This is a genomic window from Tianweitania aestuarii (genome assembly GCF_018457165.1).
In the GTDB taxonomy this organism is placed as follows: Bacteria; Pseudomonadota; Alphaproteobacteria; order Rhizobiales; family Rhizobiaceae; genus Tianweitania; species Tianweitania aestuarii.
In genome coordinates, this window is sequence record NZ_JAFMNX010000004.1 from 66,290 (window position 1) to 88,581 (window position 22,292).

At 61.3% G+C, this 22,292-nt stretch carries 20 protein-coding genes; 10 read left to right on the forward strand and 10 right to left on the reverse strand.

Annotated features, from left to right (window positions below; all coding sequences use genetic code 11):
• Positions 1-34 precede the first annotated feature (34 nt).
• The 8 genes from dctP to JYU29_RS15085 all read left to right on the forward strand — a co-directional run bounded on the left by dctP (position 35) and on the right by JYU29_RS15085 (position 9,830).
• Positions 35-1,012, forward strand: coding sequence for a TRAP transporter substrate-binding protein DctP (gene dctP, locus JYU29_RS15050; RefSeq protein ID WP_213985672.1), 978 nt, complete (start codon positions 35-37; stop codon positions 1,010-1,012).
• 117 nt (positions 1,013-1,129) lie between these two features.
• A complete protein-coding gene (locus JYU29_RS15055) occupies positions 1,130-1,687 on the forward strand; it encodes a TRAP transporter small permease subunit (RefSeq protein WP_213985673.1) in 558 nt (185 codons plus the stop codon).
• Positions 1,687-3,003: a TRAP transporter large permease gene (locus JYU29_RS15060; protein ID WP_213985674.1), complete on the forward strand. Its 1,317-nt coding sequence runs from the start codon at positions 1,687-1,689 to the stop codon at positions 3,001-3,003. Before JYU29_RS15055 ends, JYU29_RS15060 begins: the two co-directional genes overlap by 1 nt.
• Positions 3,000-4,349 (forward strand): malonyl-CoA decarboxylase, encoded by a 1,350-nt coding sequence (locus JYU29_RS15065; protein WP_213985675.1) that lies wholly within the window; start codon positions 3,000-3,002, stop codon positions 4,347-4,349. Before JYU29_RS15060 ends, JYU29_RS15065 begins: the two co-directional genes overlap by 4 nt.
• Positions 4,342-5,880 carry a malonate--CoA ligase gene (locus tag JYU29_RS15070; protein WP_213985676.1) on the forward strand — a complete coding sequence of 513 codons (1,539 nt, stop codon included), beginning with the start codon at positions 4,342-4,344 and terminating at the stop codon, positions 5,878-5,880. Before JYU29_RS15065 ends, JYU29_RS15070 begins: the two co-directional genes overlap by 8 nt.
• Before the next feature lie 188 nt (positions 5,881-6,068).
• Positions 6,069-7,460 carry a TrkH family potassium uptake protein gene (locus JYU29_RS15075; protein WP_213985677.1) on the forward strand — a complete coding sequence of 464 codons (1,392 nt, stop codon included), beginning with the start codon at positions 6,069-6,071 and terminating at the stop codon, positions 7,458-7,460.
• Between the two features lie 159 nt (positions 7,461-7,619).
• Complete coding sequence (locus JYU29_RS15080; protein ID WP_213985678.1) at positions 7,620-8,519, forward strand: potassium channel family protein; 900 nt, start codon at positions 7,620-7,622, stop codon at positions 8,517-8,519.
• A 36-nt stretch (positions 8,520-8,555) separates the two neighbouring features.
• Positions 8,556-9,830, forward strand: coding sequence for a cation:proton antiporter (locus tag JYU29_RS15085; protein WP_213985679.1), 1,275 nt, complete (start codon positions 8,556-8,558; stop codon positions 9,828-9,830).
• 42 nt (positions 9,831-9,872) lie between these two features.
• On the opposite strand, the gene JYU29_RS15090 is transcribed toward JYU29_RS15085, so the two are convergent.
• The 7 genes from JYU29_RS15090 to JYU29_RS15120 all read right to left on the reverse strand — a co-directional run bounded on the left by JYU29_RS15090 (position 9,873) and on the right by JYU29_RS15120 (position 17,065).
• Positions 9,873-10,244: a DUF1850 domain-containing protein gene (locus tag JYU29_RS15090; RefSeq protein ID WP_213985680.1), complete on the reverse strand. Its 372-nt coding sequence runs from the start codon at positions 10,242-10,244 to the stop codon at positions 9,873-9,875.
• A complete protein-coding gene (locus JYU29_RS15095; RefSeq protein ID WP_213985855.1) occupies positions 10,241-12,364 on the reverse strand; it encodes a TRAP transporter permease in 2,124 nt (707 codons plus the stop codon). The genes JYU29_RS15090 and JYU29_RS15095 overlap by 4 nt, the downstream gene beginning before the upstream one ends.
• Positions 12,365-12,505: 141 nt before the next feature.
• Entirely contained in the window at positions 12,506-13,462 is a 957-nt protein-coding gene (locus JYU29_RS15100; protein WP_213985681.1) for a TAXI family TRAP transporter solute-binding subunit, read from the reverse strand.
• Between the two features lie 121 nt (positions 13,463-13,583).
• A complete protein-coding gene (locus tag JYU29_RS15105; RefSeq protein ID WP_213985682.1) occupies positions 13,584-14,201 on the reverse strand; it encodes a class I SAM-dependent methyltransferase in 618 nt (205 codons plus the stop codon).
• A complete protein-coding gene (locus JYU29_RS15110; RefSeq protein WP_213985683.1) occupies positions 14,183-14,899 on the reverse strand; it encodes a PIG-L deacetylase family protein in 717 nt (238 codons plus the stop codon). Before JYU29_RS15110 ends, JYU29_RS15105 begins: the two co-directional genes overlap by 19 nt.
• The gene (locus JYU29_RS15115) at positions 14,896-15,990 is read right to left on the reverse strand and encodes an acyl-CoA dehydrogenase family protein (RefSeq protein ID WP_213985684.1); all 1,095 of its coding nucleotides are present in this window, start codon (positions 15,988-15,990) and stop codon (positions 14,896-14,898) included. Before JYU29_RS15115 ends, JYU29_RS15110 begins: the two co-directional genes overlap by 4 nt.
• Positions 15,977-17,065, reverse strand: coding sequence for a glycosyltransferase family 2 protein (locus JYU29_RS15120; protein ID WP_213985685.1), 1,089 nt, complete (start codon positions 17,063-17,065; stop codon positions 15,977-15,979). The genes JYU29_RS15115 and JYU29_RS15120 overlap by 14 nt, the downstream gene beginning before the upstream one ends.
• A 223-nt stretch (positions 17,066-17,288) precedes the next feature.
• On the opposite strand from JYU29_RS15120, the gene gntA reads away from it, so the two are divergent.
• Both gntA and JYU29_RS15130 read left to right on the forward strand, forming a co-directional pair.
• Positions 17,289-18,035 (forward strand): guanitoxin biosynthesis heme-dependent pre-guanitoxin N-hydroxylase GntA, encoded by a 747-nt coding sequence (gene gntA, locus JYU29_RS15125; RefSeq protein ID WP_250157504.1) that lies wholly within the window; start codon positions 17,289-17,291, stop codon positions 18,033-18,035.
• Positions 18,035-18,634 (forward strand): DUF1989 domain-containing protein, encoded by a 600-nt coding sequence (locus JYU29_RS15130; protein ID WP_213985686.1) that lies wholly within the window; start codon positions 18,035-18,037, stop codon positions 18,632-18,634. The genes gntA and JYU29_RS15130 overlap by 1 nt, the downstream gene beginning before the upstream one ends.
• A 9-nt stretch (positions 18,635-18,643) precedes the next feature.
• Here JYU29_RS15130 and pcaF read toward each other — a convergent pair whose 3' ends face one another.
• Genes pcaF through JYU29_RS15145 form a run of 3 tightly spaced genes read right to left on the reverse strand, consistent with a single transcriptional unit; the run spans position 18,644 to position 22,234 of the window.
• Positions 18,644-19,849: a 3-oxoadipyl-CoA thiolase gene (gene pcaF / locus JYU29_RS15135; protein WP_213985687.1), complete on the reverse strand. Its 1,206-nt coding sequence runs from the start codon at positions 19,847-19,849 to the stop codon at positions 18,644-18,646.
• Positions 19,849-21,795 (reverse strand): 3-hydroxyacyl-CoA dehydrogenase NAD-binding domain-containing protein, encoded by a 1,947-nt coding sequence (locus JYU29_RS15140; protein ID WP_213985688.1) that lies wholly within the window; start codon positions 21,793-21,795, stop codon positions 19,849-19,851. Before JYU29_RS15140 ends, pcaF begins: the two co-directional genes overlap by 1 nt.
• A gap of 4 nt (positions 21,796-21,799) precedes the next feature.
• Positions 21,800-22,234 carry a RidA family protein gene (locus tag JYU29_RS15145; RefSeq protein WP_213985689.1) on the reverse strand — a complete coding sequence of 145 codons (435 nt, stop codon included), beginning with the start codon at positions 22,232-22,234 and terminating at the stop codon, positions 21,800-21,802.
• Positions 22,235-22,292: the final 58 nt, after the last annotated feature.

Here is a 22,292-nt window from a genome sequence, read left to right on the forward strand (position 1 = left end):
CGCCGCTCCACCAATGGTTCTGGGAGGAACACCTATGTTGAAGCATCTTCTTGCCACCGCTGTTTTCTCGTTTGCCGCCTTCACGGCGCAAGCGACCGAGTTGCGCTTGTCGCATCAGTTTGCGCCCAACGACGTTCGCCACAAGGTCGCGCAGATGGTTGCCGACGATGTCGCCGCAGCCGATGTCGACCTGTCGATCCGCATCTTTCCATCGTCCTCGCTGTTCAAGGCCAACGAGCAGTATCAGCCCTTGTCGCGCGGGCAGCTGGACATGACGGTTCTGCCGCTGTCTTACGCCGGTGGACAGCGTCCGGAATACAACCTCACCTTGATGCCGGGCCTGATCAAGGATCACGACCACGCCGCACGCATGAACAACAGCCCCTTCATGAAGGCGCTGGAAGACATCATGGCCGAAGATGATGTCATGGTTCTCGTGCACGGCTACCTCGCCGGCGGCTTTGCTTCGAAGGGCAAGTGCATCACCAAGCCCGAGGATGTGAAGGGCATGACCGTGCGCGCGGCCGGCAAGGCCTTCGAGCAGATGCTGGAAGGGGCAGGGGCCTCGATCTCGTCCATGCCGTCTTCGGAAGCCTATAGCGGCATGCAGCAGGGCATTCTGGATGCGATGAACACCTCATCCTCATCCTTCGTGTCTTACCGGCTTTACGAGCAGGTCAAATGCTACACACCCGCCGGCGATGTCGCGCTTTGGTTCATGTACCAGCCGATGCTCATCAACAAATCGACCTTCGATGACCTGACGCCGGAGCAGCAGCAGGCGCTCCGCACCGCTTCGGAAAAGGCGCAGGCCTTCTATCTCGAGGAAGCCAAGAAGGAAGATGCTGCTTCGAGGGAAGTGTTCGAAAAGGCAGGCGTGGAAATCGCCAAGATGACGCCGGAGGATTTCGACACCTGGCGCGCGCTTGCCAAAGACACGTCCTACAAGGCCTTCGTGGAAGAAGTTCCGGATGGCCAGAAGCTGCTCGACCTCGCCTTCGAGGTGAAGTGAAGCAGGCGAGAAACGGCAGCCGTCGCTTCTTGAAGCGGCGGTTCGCTCCTCGCGGTTCAACCCGGCTGGGGGCGCCCTCAGCGCACCAGGCCTTCAATCCCCTTCAGGATCTCATTCATGGCTGAATTGTCTTTCAGCGAACGCGAAACCGTCGGCACGGTTCATCAGCCACGCGTGTTGCGCCTGATCGGAGCGGTGTCCACGCTTTGCGGCTGGATCGCCGCCGGGCTGATCATCGCTTCCATCTTCGTGACATGCCACATGATCTTCGTGCGCTTTGTTCTCGGCCAATCCACGATCTGGCAGACCGAAGCCGTGATCTACATGATGATCGCGGCCACCACGATCGGGCTGGCTTACGTGCAAAAGCTGCGCGGCCACGTGAATGTGGATCTCGTTCCGCTGATGCTGCCCTATCGGGTCCGGCGGATCCTGGCTTACCTCGTGCTGATCCTCACCGTGATCGTGGTTGGCGTGATCGCCTGGTATGCCGGACATACCTGGTTCGAGACCTTTGATCGCAACTGGAAGTCGAGCACCGTATGGGGTGTGCGCTTGTGGATCCCGTGGCTCGCGGTGCCCGTCGGCTTTGCGCTCTATCTTCTGCAACTGTTGGCAGACATAGCCGCGCTTTACCTGCGCATCGATGAGCCATTCGGAAAAGGGCGCGAGTAATGGATCCGTTGACACTCGGCCTGCTGGTTGCGTTTCTGACCATCCTGATCCTGTTTTCCGGCGCGTCGGTCGCCGTTGGTCTTCTGATCGTCGCGGCCTTCTTTCTTCTGGTGTTCGACGGCACGCGCTCCCTTCAGATGCTGCCGGAAGTCTATTTCGCCGATCTGAACAGCTTCACCGTTCTGTCGATCCCCATGTTCATCATCATGGGTGCATCCATCGCGTCGACTCGCGCCGGCGCGGATCTGTTTGAAGCCATCGAACGCTGGATGACGCGCGTGCCCGGCGGGTTGGTGGTGTCCAATCTCGGTGCATGCGCCTTGTTCTCGGCCATGTCCGGCTCGAGCCCCGCGACTTGCGCGGCAATCGGCAAGATGGGCATTCCGGAAATGCGCAAGCGCGGTTATTCGGATGAAGTGGCCGCCGGGTCGATTGCAGCCGGCGGAACGCTTGGGATCTTGATCCCGCCGTCGGTGACGATGATCGTGTACGGGATCGCGACCGAAACCTCGATCGGCCGCCTGTTCCTGGCCGGCGTCGTTCCAGGCTTCCTGCTGGTTGCCTTGTTCATGCTGTGGTCGATCTACAGCACCTGGCGCTCTGGTGCGATGCATCTCCTGTCGCCGCGCCGGTATTCCCTGCGTGAACGGCTCGAAGTTCTGCCGCGCGTCATACCGTTCCTGATCGTCATTCTCGGCGTGCTTTATGCAATGTATGGCGGGGTCGCGACGCCCTCGGAAACGGCGGCGGTGGGCGCGCTTTTGTGCCTCGTCATGGCCATTGCGATCTACCGCATGTGGCGGGCAAAGGACCTGTGGGCGATCCTGCGGGATTCCACCCGCGAATCCGTGATGATCCTCTTCATCATGGCTGCCGCCGGCGTGTTCGCCTACATGATGTCGTCACTGTTCATCACGCAATCCATTGCCGAATGGATCTCCCAGCTCGAGGTGAACCGCTGGGTCTTGATGGCCATCATCAATGTGTTCCTGCTCGTGGCCGGCTTCTTCCTGCCGCCCGTCGCGGTGATCCTGATGACCGCGCCCATTCTTCTGCCGATCCTGACGGCGGCGCAGTTCGATCCGTACTGGTTCGCCGTGATCCTGACGATCAACCTGGAAGTCGGCCTGATCACGCCGCCGGTGGGGCTCAACCTCTACGTCATCAACTCCATCGCGCCGGATATTTCGCTGAAAACCATCCTACGCGGATCGATGCCCTATGTGCTGTGCATGTTTGCAGCAATCCTCATCCTTTGCTTCGTGCCCCAGATCGCAACCTGGCTGCCCGACCTGATCATGGGACCGGCGATATGAACGGAGCTCCGACCACCAAGGCTGGAAGCGTGAAGTCGTCGAGCTTTTTTGCCGACTTCATTAACACTTTGCTCGAGCGCACGCCGTGGATGGACACGTCGACGGCCGGTAAGCCGACCACTGAGATGTGCGAAGCGCTGTTTACCGGACGCGGCGAAATCTCGGGCATCCGGACGGCCAGCACGATCCTGGCGCGCTACGAACAGATGGATCCGAGCGAGCAGGCGGATTTCTTCCAGTATCTCACCGAGAAACTCGATGTGGATGCGCAGGCCGTTCAAAGCGCGGCCAAGGCCTATGCCGATCATCCCGACGGACAGCGCCTCGAAGCGCTCTACCGCGTGGCCGAACCCCGCCGGCAGGAGCTTCTTCGCCGCCTCAATCAGGCGCCTGGCGCAACCGGGCGTCTGGTCAGAATGCGGCTCGACCTGCTCAATCTGATGAAAGCCCATCCGCAATTTGCCCGTGCGGATCTCGACTTCGTGCATCTGTTCAAGTCGTGGTTCAACCGCGGCTTCCTTGTGTTGCGGCACATTGATTGGCGCACGCCGGCCAATATTCTCGAAAAGATCATCGAATACGAAGCGGTTCACGCCATCAACAGCTGGGACGAGCTACGACGCCGGTTGCTGCCGCCTGACAGGCGCTGCTTCGCCTTCTTCCATCCGGCCATGCCTGACGAGCCGTTGATCTTCGTGGAAGTCGCGCTGGTGAACGGCATTCCAGGCTCAATCCAGTCGCTTTTGGCCGAAACGCGTCCGCATCTCGATCCCAACAAAGCCGACACAGCTGTGTTCTACTCGATCTCGAATTGCCAGGAGGGCCTGCGCGGCATCTCCTTCGGCAACTCGCTGATCAAGCAGGTGGTCGAGGAACTCAGCTCCGAACTGCCCCACCTCAAGAACTTCGTGACGCTGTCACCCATTCCAGGGCTGGCGCGCTGGATGGAACAGCGCAGCCAGGATGGGGACGAGCTCGCCGCGCGTGTGCTTGCGGCTTCGCGCGACAAGCCCGAAAAGCTAGAACCCCTTCGCATCGAGCTTCGTCAACTGGCGGCGCATTACCTCGTGGACCAGAAACGTGACGACGGCCTGCCGCTGGATGCCGTGGCGCGGTTTCACCTCGGCAACGGCGCTCTAGTGCATGAGGTGCACGCAATGGCCGACAGTTCGCCCAATGGCATGCGCCAGTCCTGCGGCGCGATGGTGAACTATCTTTATGATCTGCGTACGGTGGAACAGAACCACGAAGAGTTCTTGATGGGCCGCACGGTGGCAAGCTCGCGCGATATCAAGGCCTTGGCACGCAGCGCATCCGCGGCAAAGGGAAAGAAGACAAATGCCTAATCCACTCTACGACGCTCTCTTCAAGCCGCTTGCAAACCGCGACACGGATCTGCTGCATCTGTCTGATGGCAGCTCCATGAGCGGTCGTGCCTTCCACCACCTGATTCTGCGCTATGCCGCCACGCTGCAGGCACTTGGTTTGAAGCCGGGCGACCGTTTGGCTATGCAGGCCGCCAAGTCGCCGCAGGCATTGGCAATCTACGGCGCCGCAGTGGCTGCCGGGATCGTGTTTCTCCCCTTGAACACAGCCTATACCGCCGATGAAGTCGCCTACTTCGTGGATAATTCCGGCGCCAGCCTGCTGCTTGGCGACAGTGCCAATGCGGATGCGCTCCAAGCCGTGGCCGACCGCGCCAAGGCGCAGTTCCTGACGCTCGATGCGGATGGCACAGGTTCGTTCACTGAGCGGGCGAGCGAGCAGACGGGCAGCTTCATCCCGGTGGATCGCGGCGATGATGATCTGGCCGCGTTTCTTTACACATCAGGCACGACTGGACGCTCCAAGGGAGCAATGCTGACACAGGACAATCTCCTGTCGAATGCCCGCGTCTTGGTTGAGCAATGGCGCTTCACCAACGAAGACGTGCTTCTGCATGCCTTGCCGATCTTCCACACGCACGGATTGTTCGTGGCGTCCAACACCGTGTTGCTTGCCGGTGGATCGATGATCTTCCTGCCCGCATTCCAGATCGACACCGTGCTGGAGGCGCTGCCGCGCGCGACCTCGATGATGGGCGTGCCGACCTTTTACACAAGGTTGCTGGATGATGCGCGCTTCGATCAAGCGCTGACGAAGCACATGCGGCTTTTCACATCCGGCTCGGCGCCGCTGCTGGCCGAAACGCACAAGGCGTTCGAGGAGCGCACGGGACACAAGATCCTTGAGCGCTACGGCATGACGGAAACCAACATGAACACGTCCAACCCCTATGACGGCGATCGCCGCCCGGGCACGGTCGGGTTTCCTTTGCCAGGGGTCGAGCTCAAGATCACCGATCCCACGACAGGAGAAACCCTGCCGCAGGGCGAGGCGGGCATGATCGAGGTGCGCGGTGCCAATGTCTTCGCCGGCTACTGGCAGATGCCCGAAAAGACCAGGGAAGAACTACGCGACGACGGCTTCTTCATCACGGGCGATATCGGGCAGATCGACGAAGACGGCTATGTCAGCATCGTCGGCCGTCAAAAGGACCTCATCATCACCGGCGGCTACAATGTTTATCCGAAGGAGATCGAGCTGATCATGGATGAACAGCCGGGCGTGCTGGAATCGGCCGTGATCGGGCTGCCGCATCCTGATTTCGGTGAAGCGGTGGCCTGCGTTGTGGTTGCAAAAAAAGGCGCCGAGCTCGACACGGAAGCAATGCGCTCGGCGATCAAAGACCGTATCGCGCGCTTCAAGCAGCCCAAGGCCATCTTCGTGGCCGATGCCCTGCCACGCAACACGATGGGCAAGGTGCAGAAGAACGTTCTGCGCGATATCTACGGCACGCAGTTCGCTGCGGCGAACCAAGGGTTAAAGGGCGACTGATGTTTCTGCGGTCGCCTCGGATAATTTGACGGGAAAGAACGGGAAGGTTCGCGCGGCAGCAGATGACAGTCGCCTTTGGCGGCTGTTATGAGAGGCCAGGAACGGGAGCCTAGCCGTTGATCACGAACCGCCTTTTACGTCCCGCATGCCATCTGGCGGCGCAGTTTGCGGGGCTGCTAGCGGTCTCGATGCTCATACCGCTCGTAGCGGATATCGCCAGCGGGGCGTCCGACTGGCGCGCCTTCGCCTTTGCGTCCGTCGGCACGACCGCCGTTGCCGTTCTGATCGCGCTCGCTTCATCCAGCGACGCGTTGCCGATTGCCTCGCCCCGCTTCGGCATCCTTCTCATCAACCTGCTCTGGATGACTCTCGCCGTGATCGGGGCGCTTCCGTTCATGCTGTCGGAAGTCGCGATGTCTCCGGCGGATGCGCTGTTTGAATCTGTGTCGGCTATTACCACCACCGGCTCCACCGTCATGGTCGGGCTCGACAGCATGCCGCATGGCATTCTCGTGTGGCGCTCTCTTCTGCAATGGATGGGTGGTCTCGGCGTCATCGCCATGGGACTTCTGCTGCTGCCTTATCTCAGGGTTGCCGGCATCCGCTTCTTCAAGCTGGAATCCTCCGACATTTCGGAGAAATCCTTTCCCCGCTTCCAGACCTTCATCACCGGCTTCATCGTCATCTATGTCTTGATGACGCTGTTCTGCGCAATCGCCTATGCACTGGCCGGCATGACGCCGTTCGATGCTGCCAACCATGCCATGACGACGAAGGCGAACGGAGGTTTTTCCACCCACGATGCGTCCTTCGGTGCGTTCGGAAACAATCTTCCGCTTTTGTGGGTGGGCACCATCTTCATGTTCATCGGCGGGTTGCCGTTTTCCGTCCTGATCCTGTTCGCCCTTCAGGGACGTCTTGGTGCGCTGAAAGATGACCAGATTCGTGTTTATGCGGGTTATACAGTCTGCTTCATCGTGGCTGTTGCGGTTGATCTTCGGATCGAAACGGGAATGCCCTTCGGCTACGCGCTCAGCCACTCCGCGTTCAACTTCGTGTCGGTCATCACCACCACCGGCTTTGCCTCCGTCGATTACACGTTGTGGGGTCCATTCGCTGTTGCCTGCATTTTCTGCGCGACGTTTCTTGGCGGATGTGCGGGTTCGACGGCAGGCGGCATCAAGGCCTATCGCTTTCTGATCTTGTACCGGATGCTGGTGAACGGTCTTCATCGCCTCATCTACCCCAACGTTGTGCGGCCCTTCCGTTATGGCGGCGCGCGCGTTGAAGACGACGTGCAGCAGGCCGCCGTGTTGTTCATGGCCTGCTTCTTCATCATCTGGGCGGCATCGTCGCTGCTGCTGTCGCTGACGGGGCTCGATTTTCTGACGGCGATTACCAGCGCCCTGACCGCCCTGACCAATGTGGGCCCAGGCCTCGGCACCATCGTTGGACCCGCGGGCAATTTCAGCAGTCTATCGGATGCGGCCAAATACATCTTGGCGCTCACCATGCTGCTCGGCCGCCTCGAGATCTTGACGATTCTCGTGCTGATTTCCCCGGCATTCTGGAAGACGTGAGCCAAATCGGTCCAGCAGCATCGGAGGTGCGGACCACTTCATCCCTGATCAACGCGGTTTGCTGCACCATGTTGTTGCAACAGGGGATCACGAACGCGTGGAATGAACGAAACATGCGCGTCATTCGCGCAATTCAATTTCGGAGCTGCAGGCAGCCTCATGATCGAAGCAAGTTCTCATAACGACGACAAAGGCGACCTCGCGCGCGACGAAAGCTCGCTTGCGCAGCATGAGCCGAGCGTCGCTACGATCTTGCAGGAAGAACGCGATCATCGCCAAAGCGACGACCTCAACCGGCCGAAGTGGCGAACCGAGCTTCGCAACCTTTATGTCGGCACGGACAAGCGCGCGAGCCGGTTTCAGTGGGCGATCGCCAGCGTCGATCTAGTAATTGTTGCCTTCTTCATCTTTAGCCCGGTACTTCAGGACACGCAGGCGTTTCTCTGGATCGATTACGCCGTTGCGCTGCTCCTGATCCTTGACCTCGGTGCGCGCGCTCTGGCTGCACAGCACCCGATGCACTGGCTTCGTCGCCCCGTGGTGTGGGTCGACCTGATTGTCCTGGCCACGCTGCTGGCCCCGCTTTGGCTGGTCAATCTCGGCTTTTTGCGCATCCTGCGTCTTTGGACGCTGTCGCAGAACGATCTGTTCTGGCGCTCTCTACGCACGCGTGGCTATGGCGAGTGGGAGGATGTCGGCCGCGCCGCGATCAATCTCGTGACCTGTCTATTCCTGATCACCGGCTTTGTTTTCACCGTTTTCGCTCATCCCGGATCTGGCATGGAAGGGTGGGTCGATGCGCTGTATTTCTCGGTCGCCACGGTGACCACCACCGGCTTCGGCGACATCACCCTGCCGGGAACGCTCGGCAAGCTGACCTCCATCGTCACGATGATCGTCGGCATCTCGTTGTTCGTTCGTCTCGCGCAGGCGTTGTTTCGGCCGTACAAGGTGTCGTTCCGTTGTCCGCGCTGCGCCCTGCTTCGGCACGAGCCTGATGCCGTTCATTGCAAGGCCTGCGGGCATCTTCTTGCCATTCCCGACACCGGCGAAGGGTGAGGGGGATCACGCGATGATCATCGAAAGTCTGGTTACATGATCTCCATCCAGGACATTTCTGCGCTGTTGCTCGTTCTGTCGGCGTTGTTTGGCTGGATAAACCACCGCTTCATCCATCTGCCACATGCCACTGGCCTGCTTGTGATGGGCCTATTGGCATCGCTTGTACTTGTCGGCATCGAGGCCGTGTTTCCCGAAGAACTGCTCTACGAGGAGATCGCGCGCGCCCTGCGGCAGATCGACTTCACGCAGGTGGTCATGGAAGGCATGCTCGCTTTCCTGCTGTTTGCCGGCGCAATCAACCTCAATGTTCGGCTTCTGCGCAGCCGCGCTTGGCAGATCGCCTTTCTGGCGCTGATCGGGACGCTGATCTCCACGGCGATCGTTGGCCTGGCGTTCTGGTGGGTCGCAGGGCTCATGGACATCTCGATCCCCCTTGTATGGGCGCTTCTGTTCGGCGCTCTCATCAGCCCGACCGATCCGGTTGCCGTTCTCAATGTCCTCAAGAATGTCGATGTGCCCGACCACGTCCAGATCGAGATGCAGGGTGAAGCGCTGTTCAACGATGGCGTCGGCGTGGTCCTGTTCACCCTGCTACTGGGCTTTGCGACAGGTATGGGCGAGGACAGCTTCTCGGTCGCTTCGGCGTTTGAGCATCTGGCTTTTGAGGCCGGCGGCGGCATCGTGCTCGGCTTGGTGACCGGCTACATCGCTTATCGCGGCATGCGAGCGATCGACGATTTCGCGGTCGAGGTCCTGATCACGCTGGCTTTGGTGGCGGGTACTTATGCCGTTGCGCAGCGGCTCGGTTTCAGCGGACCGCTCGCCGTGGTTGCCTCCGGCATCGTGATCGGCGATCTCGCCACACGCCGCGCCATGAGCGACCGGACCCAGAGCTATGTTTCGGCGCTGTGGACGCTGATCGACGAAGTGCTGAATTCGGTGCTGTTCCTTTTGATTGGACTGGAAGTCATCATCCTGCGCTTCGAGCCGACAACGATGACGCTTGCGCTCGTTGCCGTGCCGCTGGTGCTGGTGGCCCGCTTGATCGCCGTTTCCACGCCGGTGATCCTGTTTCGATGGACCGGAGCCTTGTCAGCGCGCAACATTCCGTTTCTGACATGGGCGGGAGTGCGGGGCGGCATCTCGGTTGCTCTCGCCCTATCGCTCCCTGACGATCCCGCCAAGGCGGCGGTTCTGGCCGCAACCTATGCCGTGGTGCTGTTCACCATCGTGGTGCAGGGTCTGACGCTTGGCCGCGTGGCGCGGCGCACATGGCCGGGCGAAAAGCGGGAGCCGGCGGCACATTAAAAACCGGCGATCGGCCAGATGGTCATCCTGAGTGCCCGCTGGTCAGGGCTTGCGGTCGCAGCTTTGGAGGTGCGTCGGTTCGGCTGCCTCGCGGCCGATCTCGAAGCATGTCTTGTCGGCACCGCACAAAGTCCAGCCGCCTGATGTTGCACCTGAGGCTGCGAGAACGAGCTGTTTTTGTGCGGGCAGCTCTGGTTTCCAGCGCAGCCAGCCATCGCGCAGAACGGCATTGGCCGGCGGCTCCATGCCCGCGCCCGATCCCTTGACGCGGGCTTCAACCAGCTGAAGCTTGTTTCCGGTCAGCTGCCAGTCTTCTTCCCAGCGCACGCGTTCCACCGAATGCGTCCAGGACAGGGTAAAGGCGGTGAAGGCCAGTGCCGTGATCTTGCCGCCCACCGCCAGACACAGGCTCATACGGCGACCGCTTTCTGGGGCTGCTGCCGTGTGCGCCAGACGTGCCAGATCAGGAACAGCGCCGCCAATCCGAAGCCGACTTCATCGGTGAGCGGCAGCGCGGCCACGAGGCTGGCGCCGGCCGCGAAGGCCCAAACACGCTCCCACCAGGTAAGACGGCTGAACATCCAGCCCACGAAGGCGCCGCCCCACAACATGATCGCAAGCACGGCCTTGAAGAGCACATAACCGACTTCTACCGGATAGCCCCAGGCAGCCGCGATCGCTCCGCCGTCCTGCAGCATCAGCGCAGGAGTATAAACGGCCATGAACGGAACCACAAAACCGGCAATGGCAAGCTTCACGGCCTGGATGGAGATCTTGAGACCTGAGGCCTTGGCGATCGGTGCCGCGGCAAAGCAGGCAAGTGCCACCGGGGGCGTCAGATCGGCCAAAATGCCGAAATAGAACACGAACATATGCGACACGAGCAGCGGCACATCGAGCGCCAGCAAGGCTGGGCCGGCTAGCGATGACGTGATGATGTAGTTGGGGATGGTCGGGATGCCCATGCCCAGCACGAGGCAGGTGATCATGGTCAGGATCAGCGACAGGAACAGGTTGTTCTCGCCGATGCCGATCACTGCGCCGATAAAGGTCGAGGCAATGCCGGTCAGCGTCAGGGTTCCGATCACGAAGCCGACGATTGCGCAGGCAATGCCCACCGGCAGTGCGTTCTTGGCGCCTTCAGCCAGCGCGTCGCGGCATAGCCACACGGTTTCCTTGCCGCCTTTCACGAAGAAACAGCCGATCACCAGAAGCACGATCACGGCAAGCAGAAGGTTGACGCCGTAGCGCAGGAAGCTCGCCGCCGCGATGCCGACCGCCAGCCAGAACACGAGCCGGAAGGCGAGGGGGCCGATGCGCGCAGCCAGGGGAGCGCCGAGGATCAGCACCGTCACCAGCGCCAGTCCCATCGTGCCGGCGAAGATCGGCGTGTAGCCTGCAAAGAGGAGCCAAACGAGGGCGGCAAGCGGCAGAACCAAAGGCCAGTGTTCGCGCACAGCCTTCCAGGGGTTCGGCAGTTCGGCCTTGGACAGGCCGCTCAAACCCGATTTGCAGGATTGGAGATAAACCGTCCAGAAGCACACGCCGAAATACAGGAAGGCCGGAATGAGCGCGGCTTTCACGACGTCGGCATAAGGCACGTTCAGGGTTTCGGCCATGATGAACGCCACCGCGCCCATCACCGGCGGCATCAGCTGCCCGCCCATGGAGGCCGTGGCTTCCACGCCGCCGGCAAAGGCCGGAGAAAAGCCGAAGCGCTTCATCAGGGGAATGGTGAATTGGCCGGATGCCACGACATTGGCGACGCCGGAACCCGAAATCGTGCCCATCAGGGCGGAGGACAGGACGCTGACCTGCGCCGGCCCGCCACGCGCGCCGCCGACGAGACCCAGCGCAAAATCGTTGAACAGCGCGATCATGCCGCCGCGTTCGAGGAAGGCGGCGAAAACCACGAAGATGAAGATGTAAGCGGCGGAAACATAGATCGGAGTGCCGTAGATGCCCTCGGTGCCGAATGCGAAATGCTCGATGATCAGTTCGGCATCGTAACCGCGATGCACGAGCGGGCCCGGCATGTACTGGCCGAAAAAGCAGTAAGCGAGGAAAATGCCGGAGATCACCGCCAGCGGCAGACCCATCAGACGGCGGGCGGCTTCAAACACCAGCACCATCAGAAGCACGCCGATTGCCAGATCGGCATGGGTCAGGAAGCCGGATCGCTGGATGATGTCGGTGTAGAACACCCAGTTGTAGACACCGGTGCCCATGCCCAGGATGCCAAGGCACCAGAACCAGGCGCGACCCACGGTGGTCTTCGCCTTCAGCGTCGCCAAAAGGCCGAAGCCGAGCAGCAGCAGGAAGCCCACATGCATGGCGCGAACCACCTGCGAGGGCAGAGCGCCATAGGCCGCCGTCCAAAGCTGGAACAGCGAAAACGCCACCGCGATCGAAAATGCAATGCGACCGCCCCAGCCGACGCCGAAGCCCGGCGGCAAGCCCTCCACATGCTCATCCGCCGCCGTCGGGCTTTGGTCGGAAAGCGCAGCATTGGGTTTCTGCAGGTCGGCATCCATCGACGACGTGTTCATGGGGCAGGTCCGTGGAATAAGATCGCGACGCCGACATGCGAAGCAAGCAGCAACGCATGTGGTGACGACAGATCAATCTGGCTGTCGAAAAGCGAAAGCGCCGGGAAAAGCCGGCGCTTCCTTGCCTTACTTGATGAGGCCGATCTCGCGATAATAGCGTTCGGCACCGGGATGCAGCGGCAGCGGCATGCCCTCGATGGCCTTTGCCGGATCAATCATCTTGGCAGCCGAATGCGCGGCGATCAGGGTCGGCAGATTCTCGTAGAGAAGCTTGGTCATCTGATAAGCCGTCTCATCCGACACACCGGAATGGCTCACGAGAATGTTGCCAACGGCTGCGGTCTGCACGTCTTCCGTCTGGCCTTCATAGGTGTTTGCGGGGATCGTCACGGACAGATACGGAGCGCCGATCTTGTCCACCACTTCCTTCGGCACAGCCACCACGTTGATGGGCACGGAAGCCGCAAGGTCGCGAAGGGAAGCCACGCCGATGCCGGCCGACTGCAGCGTCGCATCGATCTGGCGGTTCTTCATCAGCTCAACGGATTCGGCGAATGGCAGATATTCCGTCTTGGACAGATCTTTGTAGCTCATGCCGGCCGCTTCCAAAATCGCGCGGGCGTTGAGTTCGGTGCCGGAAGCCGGCGCGCCGGGCGACAGGCTCTTGCCTTTCAGGTCTTCCAGCTTGGTGATGCCGGAATCCTTGCTGGCGACGATCTGGATGTAGTTCGGATAGATGGCGGCAATGCCACGGATCTTGTCCAGCGGCATCGGGAACCCGGCTTCCTTGTCGCCTTGAACCGCCAGCTTCACGGAGTCGCCCAGCGCAAAGCCGATCTCGCCGCGGCCCTGCTGCAGCAGGTTGAGGTTTTCCACCGACGCCTTGGTGGACTGAACCTGCGTGCGCGCGCCTTCGATGTTCTTGCCGTAGATTTCCGACATGGCGACGCCGAGCGGATAATAAACGCCCGATGTGCCGCCGGTCAGCACGTTGATAAATTCCGCTGCCTGAGCAGCCATCGGTGCGGCACTGATCGAAACGCCGAGCGCCATTGCGGCCAAACCGGCCTTGAGCTTGTGCATTCTTTCCTCCCTGAATGTCAGCCGCATCCTAGCGGCTTCGCGCGCATTGCCAACCCCGCCAAAGGTCGACATCGGCAAATCATCTTTGCGCGTCTTCGTTGGTCGTTTCAGGCAGGCAAGGTCACTTCGAGCCGTTCGTAATCGGCCCTGTTTTCCTGCGAAAGGCTGCCGCCACATAACGGCGCTGCCGTTTGCCGTGAACGCGGATCATCCTGGCTTCAAGCGCACGGCAAAGCCGCGCCTGCGCCATGGCCGGCAGTTGAGCGGCATCGTCGAAGGGAATGACGTGGTGAAGCACCACGATCGTTCCCCCTGGCGCAACCGCCTTGAGCAGGGATCGGGCAAGACCGTCGAGCTGCCGTGCAGGCAGATAATAGGCGATCTCGGACACGACGATCAGATCGAAGGGACCACGCGGCAGATCCCTGGGCAGGATGCCGGCTCGGTAATCGATCCGCATATTTTGCGGCGTCAGGCGCTTTGCTTCGGCGAGTGCCGTCGGTGCGCCGTCGGTCGCCACAAGCGTGAGGCAGCGAGACATCAGGGCACGCGAGGTTTCACCGATGGCACAGGCGAGTTCCAGTCCGCGACCGACCTTGCCGCTGCCGCAGGCACGCAGCAGATCCTGCCGCTTCCTGGCTTCGAAACGCGATGTTCGGTAGTTCCAGGGATCGATCGCGTTTTGAAACAGCGCTTCGAAGCTATGAACGTCGCTCGGCTTCACCTGCGGGTCAGCCAATAGGTTTCCACTGGGCCGACAAGGCGCTCGATCGTGACGTCCGTCAGATGAAAGCCGTCGGGATCATCGGTAATCAGGGCGCCGAGCTGTGTTTGATGGGCTTGCACGGCTTGCAGCTTGGCAGGCAAGGCTTCGCCGATTTCAAAAGCCATACGCTCCATTTCCTCGGCAGCGGGCTTGTCTTCGTCCGCGCCGAGCTCATCCAGCCATATCGCATATTCCCAGATATCCGGCCGCCGAGCCGAGGCGTTCAAAGCAGCCTGAAACAGCGTCCACGCGTCGCGATGATCGCAATGCGGGTCGCGGCGCCATGGCAAGACGACGAGGTCCGGTTCGAACGTGTCGACGATGCGCCGCGCATGTTCGAGGGCGCGTTCCCCTTCCGGCGTGTTTCCCTTCGGCATGGCTGCATCGTGGAGCTGCATGAAGGTTCGCCCGGCATCCCCGGCGCCAAGCCGCTGCAAAGCGTCGGCGGCCTCGTGTTCCCGCGCTTCGGCCAACCGCTGTCTTGGCCATGTCGGCGACTTGCGGTGCGATGCGCCGCCATCTGTTATGAAGGCTACGTGCAGCGCCCGATCAAGCTTCATCAGGTGCCAGATCAGACCGCCGCATCCCAGCGTTTCGTCGTCGGGATGGGGCGCAACCACGAGAACGCGCTTGGCAAGAAGATCGGCGGCTGTGAGCGTGCGAACGGTCATTGCTCGGCCTCTTCGTTCAACCAGCCGGGTTCCCACGCTCCATTCGCGATGGCAGACCCAAGCGCCTGCTGCGCGCCATCGGGGTTGGGTTGGCGCAAATAGGTGCGCAGATCGCGGATCAGACGTTCGAGAGGATGGGGCGCGATCATGCCTGCCGCACCCACACCGCGTTCCGCATCTTCCAGAACCGACAGCGCAAAACCTTCAACGGCGCCGCGCGCCCCGTTCACAGTCGCAACGAGCGCATCCGGATTGCCGTCACCGCTTGCAACGCTCGCCCATTCGGCCGCTGCCCGATCAAGCCAGGCATAGCCGCTTTCCACCGCCGTGCCCATGCGGGCAACCCGGTGCGACTGGTAGGGATCGCCGATGCGCTTCGTTGCGCGAAGATGCTCAACCGCCGCATCGAACACGGCATGCATTCCGCCGACATGAACGGCCACGAACCGGATCGCGCCGGCAAAGAACCAGGGCTGTTCCAGGTAGGAATCCGGTTTGCCGAGGATCATGTCTGGCGTGACCGCCAACCCGCTGAAATCCACGACATGGCTTCCGGACGCATGCATCCCCATCGGCTTCCACCATGAGCGATCCACCGGCAGGCCGTCGAGCGGCGCGATGATCATCACCCGCCCTTCTGGCCTGGTGACGGTGACGATGGCGTGGGACAGACCATCCACCCCAGACGCATAGTTCTTGGCTCCGCCGAGACGGCCGTCTTCCAGATGAAGCGGATAGCCGGGCTGATCGGTGTTCCAGATCCCGAAGACATGCCCTTTGTCCGCCAGGGCTTGATAGTGACTGCGCTGCGCCGCCGTTCCGTGGCGACGAACCAGGTCGAGCGCGTTGACATGGCCTTCATAGATCCGCCCGGTCGGCAGATCGCCACGACCGACTTTAGCCAGAAGCCGGAGAAGCCGCCGCATCTGCGATGGCTCAAGCGGTGGATCGCCGAGGAGGCCGCGTGTTTGAAGCGCGTCGAAACCTGCCTGCGGAAAGCCACGATCGCGATCGCGCTCCGCGGCCTCGCTTCGCAGCGCCAGGTGCAAATGCTGATGGTAAGGGTCGTGCGCGGCACTATCCGACGGCATAAACAGGCTCTTCCAACTCGCTGATCATACGACGTAGGCGGTCCGTTGCGATGCCTGCTTCGATTGAAGCCGGCGCATCCGGGTCATCGGGAGCGAACTGCTCCACCAGCGCACCGGCCGACAAGCGCTGACGGGTCTCATCAACAGCGCTTTCGGGGATGCCCAATGTCCGAGCCGCTGCGAAACGCTCCTGTTGCGGCAGAGAAGCAAGATCGCGAACCGCACGCCGGTGCATAAGCCTTTGTTTCAGCTGGTCGGGATCTTCAACCAGGATCGGCTCGCCTTCGGCTTCCGCACGCAGCCAAGACTTCAGGCAATCCGCCATTCCGCCTTGCGCGCGCCCGGTCAGCCGTGCCGACACTTCCACGCGCACATCCAGCGGATGAACCAGCTTTCCGTCCGCAGCCCGTATCTTGGAAACCAGCGCCAGATCTTCACGCATCCTGAGCGGCGGCAAACCGCCCACGGCCTGATAGATCGCGGCACGCACCGCAAGACTGGCGCCTGTATGATCGCGATGACGAGGCCAGGGATCATGGGCAAGGGGATCGATCAGCGAAGCCAGCTGGTCGCATAAAGCGCCGTACTCAGCCACGGCGGCCGCACGAGCCTGGAAACCTTCGCCGAGGCGGCTTTCTTCCTGCTTGTTGCCATACAAAAGTCCGCCAACGGCATCCGCGCCGCCGTCGATGGCCTTCAAGGTGGCTTCAACCCAGTTCGGATCGGGAACGGCGTCCGCATCCGTACTGAGAATGACGCCGTTATGGCCTGAGCAAAGCTCCAGCGCCCGGTCCATCGCCATCTGCCGTGCCGTGCCCACATGCGCTGTATCAGGCGGCAGTGCCACGTCGATCAACTCGATCAGGAGGTTCGGAGCTGTTCGAGCAAAGACGAGGGCCGCGTCTCTGGTTCGGTCGGTGCAATTGTTTAGAACCGCAACGACCCGCAAGGGCTGTTCGGTGCGCAGACACCAGGATTGGCCAGCCAGTGCCGCAAGCAGAAGCGGCAGCCTTTCCTCTTCGTTCTTTGCTGGAACAGCAACAACGGGAAGATGTGCGATGGTCTGGCGGCTCATAAGCCCCCGAATTCAAATTGGCCCATGTTATCCCCCCGCGACCCGATGCCAGCTTCTTCACCATCTATGTGGAGAGCCGCAGCCTTACGGCAATGCCGGCTCGCGTCATGCTGACTCGGTTTCATTTCTATATCTGCATGATCAATCTCGTGTCAGGAGCGCCTCGCATCATCGGAACCATACCCAGCCCTGTTGGTTCATGGACACTACCGAAGGGGTTTGTATGCGTACCAATCATGCCGTACTCGAGCAGCCGATGGCGTCGAGTGCCGAAGAACACTTGCGCGACTTCATTCTTGATCCGGAATTTCCCTGTGTTGGCGCCAAATCCGCCGTTCAGAAAGGCCGCATGACGGTTTACCCGGCGCGCGATATTCGCAGCGCCTGGAACGATGTCGAGATCCAGGATGCACTCATGCAGTTTGCCTGGGCCTATTCCAAGGATCCGACGCTCTTCACCAGCTTTGCCGTCGTGTTTGAAGGTCCTGACGATCTCAGCGAAGCCGAGTTTGAGACAGCCTTGTGGGAGCGCGTGCAATCGCTGGCCGACAAGGATGCCTGGCGCGGCCAGAAGCATGATCCGCGCGTCAGCTCCGACCCTGACGACCCGCATTTCTCACTGAGCTTCGGTGGCGAAGCTTTTTTCGTGGTTGGTCTGCACCCCAATGCCAGCCGCCCGGCGCGGCGCTTCAACCAGCCGACGATGGTGTTCAATCTGCATGACCAGTTCGAAATGCTGCGGCAGCAGAACCGTTACGAGAAGCTGCGCAAGTCGATCCTCGATCGCGACGTGAAGCTCGCCGGCGACATCAACCCGATGCTGGCGCGTCACGGTTCGATCTCGGAAGCACGTCAATATAGCGGTCGCGCCGTCACGGAAGACTGGCGCTGTCCCTTCGGCCGCAAGGCGGAAGCAGAACTTATGCTGGAGCCCAAGCCAGCCGATGCCGACAATGAGGAGCGTTCGTGATGGATCACGCACACCACCATCACCACGTCATCCCACCGCGCAGTGGCGACGCTTTTGAGATGAAGGCCGGGCAAACTCTGACCGTGATTGACGCTCTCGGTGCGCAGGTTGCCGATCTTCTGGCGGTCAGCGCCGCCGACAAGCGCGAGATGCTCTCATCGGGGCGCACGCTCGATTATGCCGAGCGCATCTATCTCACCACCGGCGACAAGCTTTATTCCAATCGCTCCAACGTGATGCTGGAGATCGTGGAAGACGATGTCGGCCGGCACGACTTTTTGCTTACGCCGTGTTCCGAGGCGACCTTCCGCATGTGCTACGACAACGAGCCGCCGCATCGCGGCTGCCTCGGCAATCTCGCGGCTGCCTTGAAGCCCTATGGCATCGAGGAAGATGAAATTCCGATCGCCTTCAACTGCTTCATGAACGTGCCGGTGGATGGTGAAACCGGCAAGTTCAAGGTTCTACCTCCCTTGAGCAAGGCAGGCGACCGCATCGTGTTCGTCGCCAAGATGGATCTCATCATCGGCCTCACCGCGTGCTCGGCCCCAGCCAGCAACGGCGGCAGCTTCAAGCCGATCCACTACGAAGTACGCTAAACCAAGCGGTCAGGGCTGTTCCAGCAATACGGCGATGCCCTGGCCGACCCCGATGCAGAGTGTCACCACTGCGCGCTTTGCTTGTTTGTCTGCGAGGTTGATGGCCGCTGTAAGCGCAAGGCGTGCACCAGACATCCCCAGCGGATGACCAAGCGCGATGGCACCGCCGTTTTGATTGACGAAATCGGCTTCATCGGGAAGGCCGAGCTGGCGCAGGCAGGCAAGCGACTGCGCAGCAAAGGCTTCATTGAGCTCGAACAGGTCGATGTCGCCAATGTCGAGTTGCTTGCTCGCAAGAAGCTTCTGCGTGGCTGGCACGGGGCCGATACCCATGATCGAGGGTGCAACGCCGACAGTCGCCATACCGGTGATGCGGGCTAACGGCTTCAATCCGTACTTCGCCACGGCATTTTCGGAGGCGATCAGCAGCGCCGCCGCACCATCGTTGACACCGGACGCATTGCCAGCAGTCACCGTTCCGTTCTGACGGAAGGGCGTGCCAAGCGCAGCGAGCTTTTCCATCGTGGTTTGGCGTGGATGCTCGTCCCGATCGACCTTGGTCGTCGTGCCCTTTCCAGCCGGCACCTCGACCGGTGCGATCTCCCGGGCGAAGCGGCCGCTGGTCTGCGCGGCAAGGGTGCGTTCCTGGCTACGCAGCGCAAACGCATCCTGGTCGTCACGTGCGATACCATATTGGGCGGCAACATTCTCTGCCGTTTCCGGCATGGAGTCGATGCCATACTGCTTTTCGATCAACCTGTTGACGAAGCGCCAGCCGATCGTCGTGTCGTGGACCTCGTTCTGGCGCGAAAACGGCGTCGTTGCCTTTGGCATCACGAACGGCGCGCGCGACATGGATTCCACGCCACCGGCAATCACCAGATCCGCCTCGCCAAGGCGCACCGCACGCGCGGCATAGCCGACAGCATCCAGCCCGGAGCCGCACAAGCGGTTGAGGGTGGTGCCCGCCGTTGTTTCGGGTAGGCCCGACAACAGTACCGCCATACGCGCGACGTTGCGGTTGTCTTCACCGGCCTGGTTGGCGCAACCAAGCACGACTTCCTCGATTGTCTCAGCCGGAACTTGTGGGAAGCGCTGCATCAAGGCGCGGATCGGGTGGGCGGCGAGATCGTCGGTGCGCACCGAAGACAGGCTGCCGCCGTAGCGGCCGATCGGCGTGCGAAGACCGTCGATGATATAAGCGTTCTCGGCCATTACGAAATTCCTGCCTGAACCATCGGCCCACCCCGCCAGGCGGGATAGCCGTAGCCATTGATCAAAACGAGATCGATGTCGGACGCGCGCAAGGCGATGCCTTCATCAAGGATCTTGCGACCTTCTGAAACGATCCCATCCAGCACACGCGCAACGATGTCGGCCGCTGCAAAGGGATGGCGTTCGACACCGGCATCACGCGACGCCTGCTCGATCATTGCGGTCACGTCGGGATCGATCGTGCGACGCCCATCCTGATAGTCGTAATAACCTTTTCCGCTTTTCTGGCCGAAGCGTCCGGCCTCGCACAAGCGGTCAGCAATGGTCACATAGCGCTCGTTTGGATCGCGCGTGGCCGCATTGCGCTTGCGCCGCGCCCAGGAAATATCGAGCCCGGCCAGATCGTTGACGGCGTAAGGACCCATCGCAAAGCCGTAGCCCTCGAGTGCTGCGTCGATCTCGTGCGGCAGTGCGCCGTCTTCCAGCATGAAGTCGCATTCGCGGCGATAAGCGGTGAACAGGCGGTTGCCGATGAAGCCCTCGCAAACGCCGCTGACCACGCCGAGCTTGCCGAGCTTCTTCACCACGGCAAGGCCGGTTGCCAGCACATCCGGTAAAACTTCGGCGGTGCGAACGACCTCCACCAAGCGCATGATATTGGCCGGCGAGAAGAAGTGCAGGCCAAGAAATCGCTGCGGGTTTGTGACGACCCGGGCGATCTCGTTCGGATCGAGATAGCTGGTGTTGGTCGCCAGAATGGCGTCAGGCCGAACGATCGTGGAGAGTTCCGCGAAGAGTTCCGTTTTCACGGCGAGATCGTCGAAAACGGCTTCGATCACGAGGTCGCAAGGAGCAAGGGCGGTACGCTCGGCAAAGGTGCTGAGCCGGCCCCGTTGCTCGTCGCTCCCGGCTTCGCTGATGCGCCCGGATTTCACCAGACGCGCGAACAAGCCTTCGATGCGCATGCGCCCGGCGTCTGCCGAAGCCTCATCGCGCTCCACAACGCGCACCGTGTAGCCTGCCTGAAGAAAGGCAACAGCAATGCCCGCGCCCATCAGCCCCGCACCGACAACCGCGACTGTTTGAATGGTCCGCGGCTTCGCGTCCTCCAGCCCCGGCACCTTTCCGGCTGCCCGCTCGGCGGCAAAAACATACCGCAACGCCTTGGATTGATCCGACTGAACGAGCTCAAGGAAGCATGCGCGCTCGGCGGCCAGACCATCTGCCAAGGACAGTTGTGCTGCTTGAAGAACAAGGGAAGCGGCCGCAGCCGGCGAGCGTTGCCCTCGCGCTTTCTTCTCCACGCCGGCAAACTGCGTCTTGACCGGCTCCGCATCGAACGCCGGCACGGCAAGCGACCCCGTTCGGCGCGGTTCGGTGCCCACCAGACTGCGGGCGAGTTCCGTGGCGATGCTGACCAGATCGCCTTGAGCAATCGCATCGACAAGGCCACAATCCTTAGCTTCGGCAGCACCCATGCGCCGCCCGCTTGAAACCAGATCCATTGCCAAGGAAACGCCGATCAGGCGCGGCAATCGCTGCGTTCCACCGGCACCCGGAACGATGCCGAGCTTTACTTCCGGCAGTCCCAGCTCGGCATCCGCATGCGCCACGCGACCATGGCAGGCCAAAGCCACTTCCAGCCCGCCGCCAAAAGCGGTTCCATGGATCGCCGCCACGATTGGCTTGTTTGAAGCCTCGATTGCATTGACCACATCCGGCAGAAACGGCGGCTGCGGCGGCTGACCGAACTCTTTGACATCAGCACCCGCAACAAAAGTGCGCCCGGCGCAGCTCAGCACGATCGCGGTGATGGCATCATCCGCACTGGCCTGCGCCAAAGCCTGCATCAAGCCTGCGCGCACGGCCTGTGATGTCGCATTCACGGGCGGACTGTCGATCACGATCCGCGCGATCTCACCGTTTCGCGTAAGGGAAACAGCCATGGCGTCAGTCCGGAACCACGGCGGTCGCCTGGATTTCCACCAGCGCTTCGTCTTCCACGAGGCCCGACACTTCGACGACGGCCATGGCCGGGAAATTGCGCCCGATCACGGCTTTGTAGGCGGCACCGATCTCCTTCAGCGAAGCGGAATAGGCTTTGCGGTCGAGCACATACCAGGTCATCGTCGTAATGTGCTCCGGGCCGGCACCAGCTTCGGCAAGAATGGCCACGATGTTCTCCAGTGTCTGGCGGACCTGCCCAGCAAGATCATGGACCTCGAATTTGCACTGGCCGGTCCATCCTATCTGACCGCCGACAAAAACAAGCCGCCCGCGTGCTTCGATGCCGTTGGAATAGCCGCGCGGCCTTTCCCAGCCCTCAGGCTGGAGGATGCGGTTCGCTGCGGCCTTGGGCTGTTCGGACAGGTCGGGGACGCTCATGTCCTTCTCCATTCAAATGCTGATTGTCGCGGATCGGCGGATCACGCGAGCGTTGAAG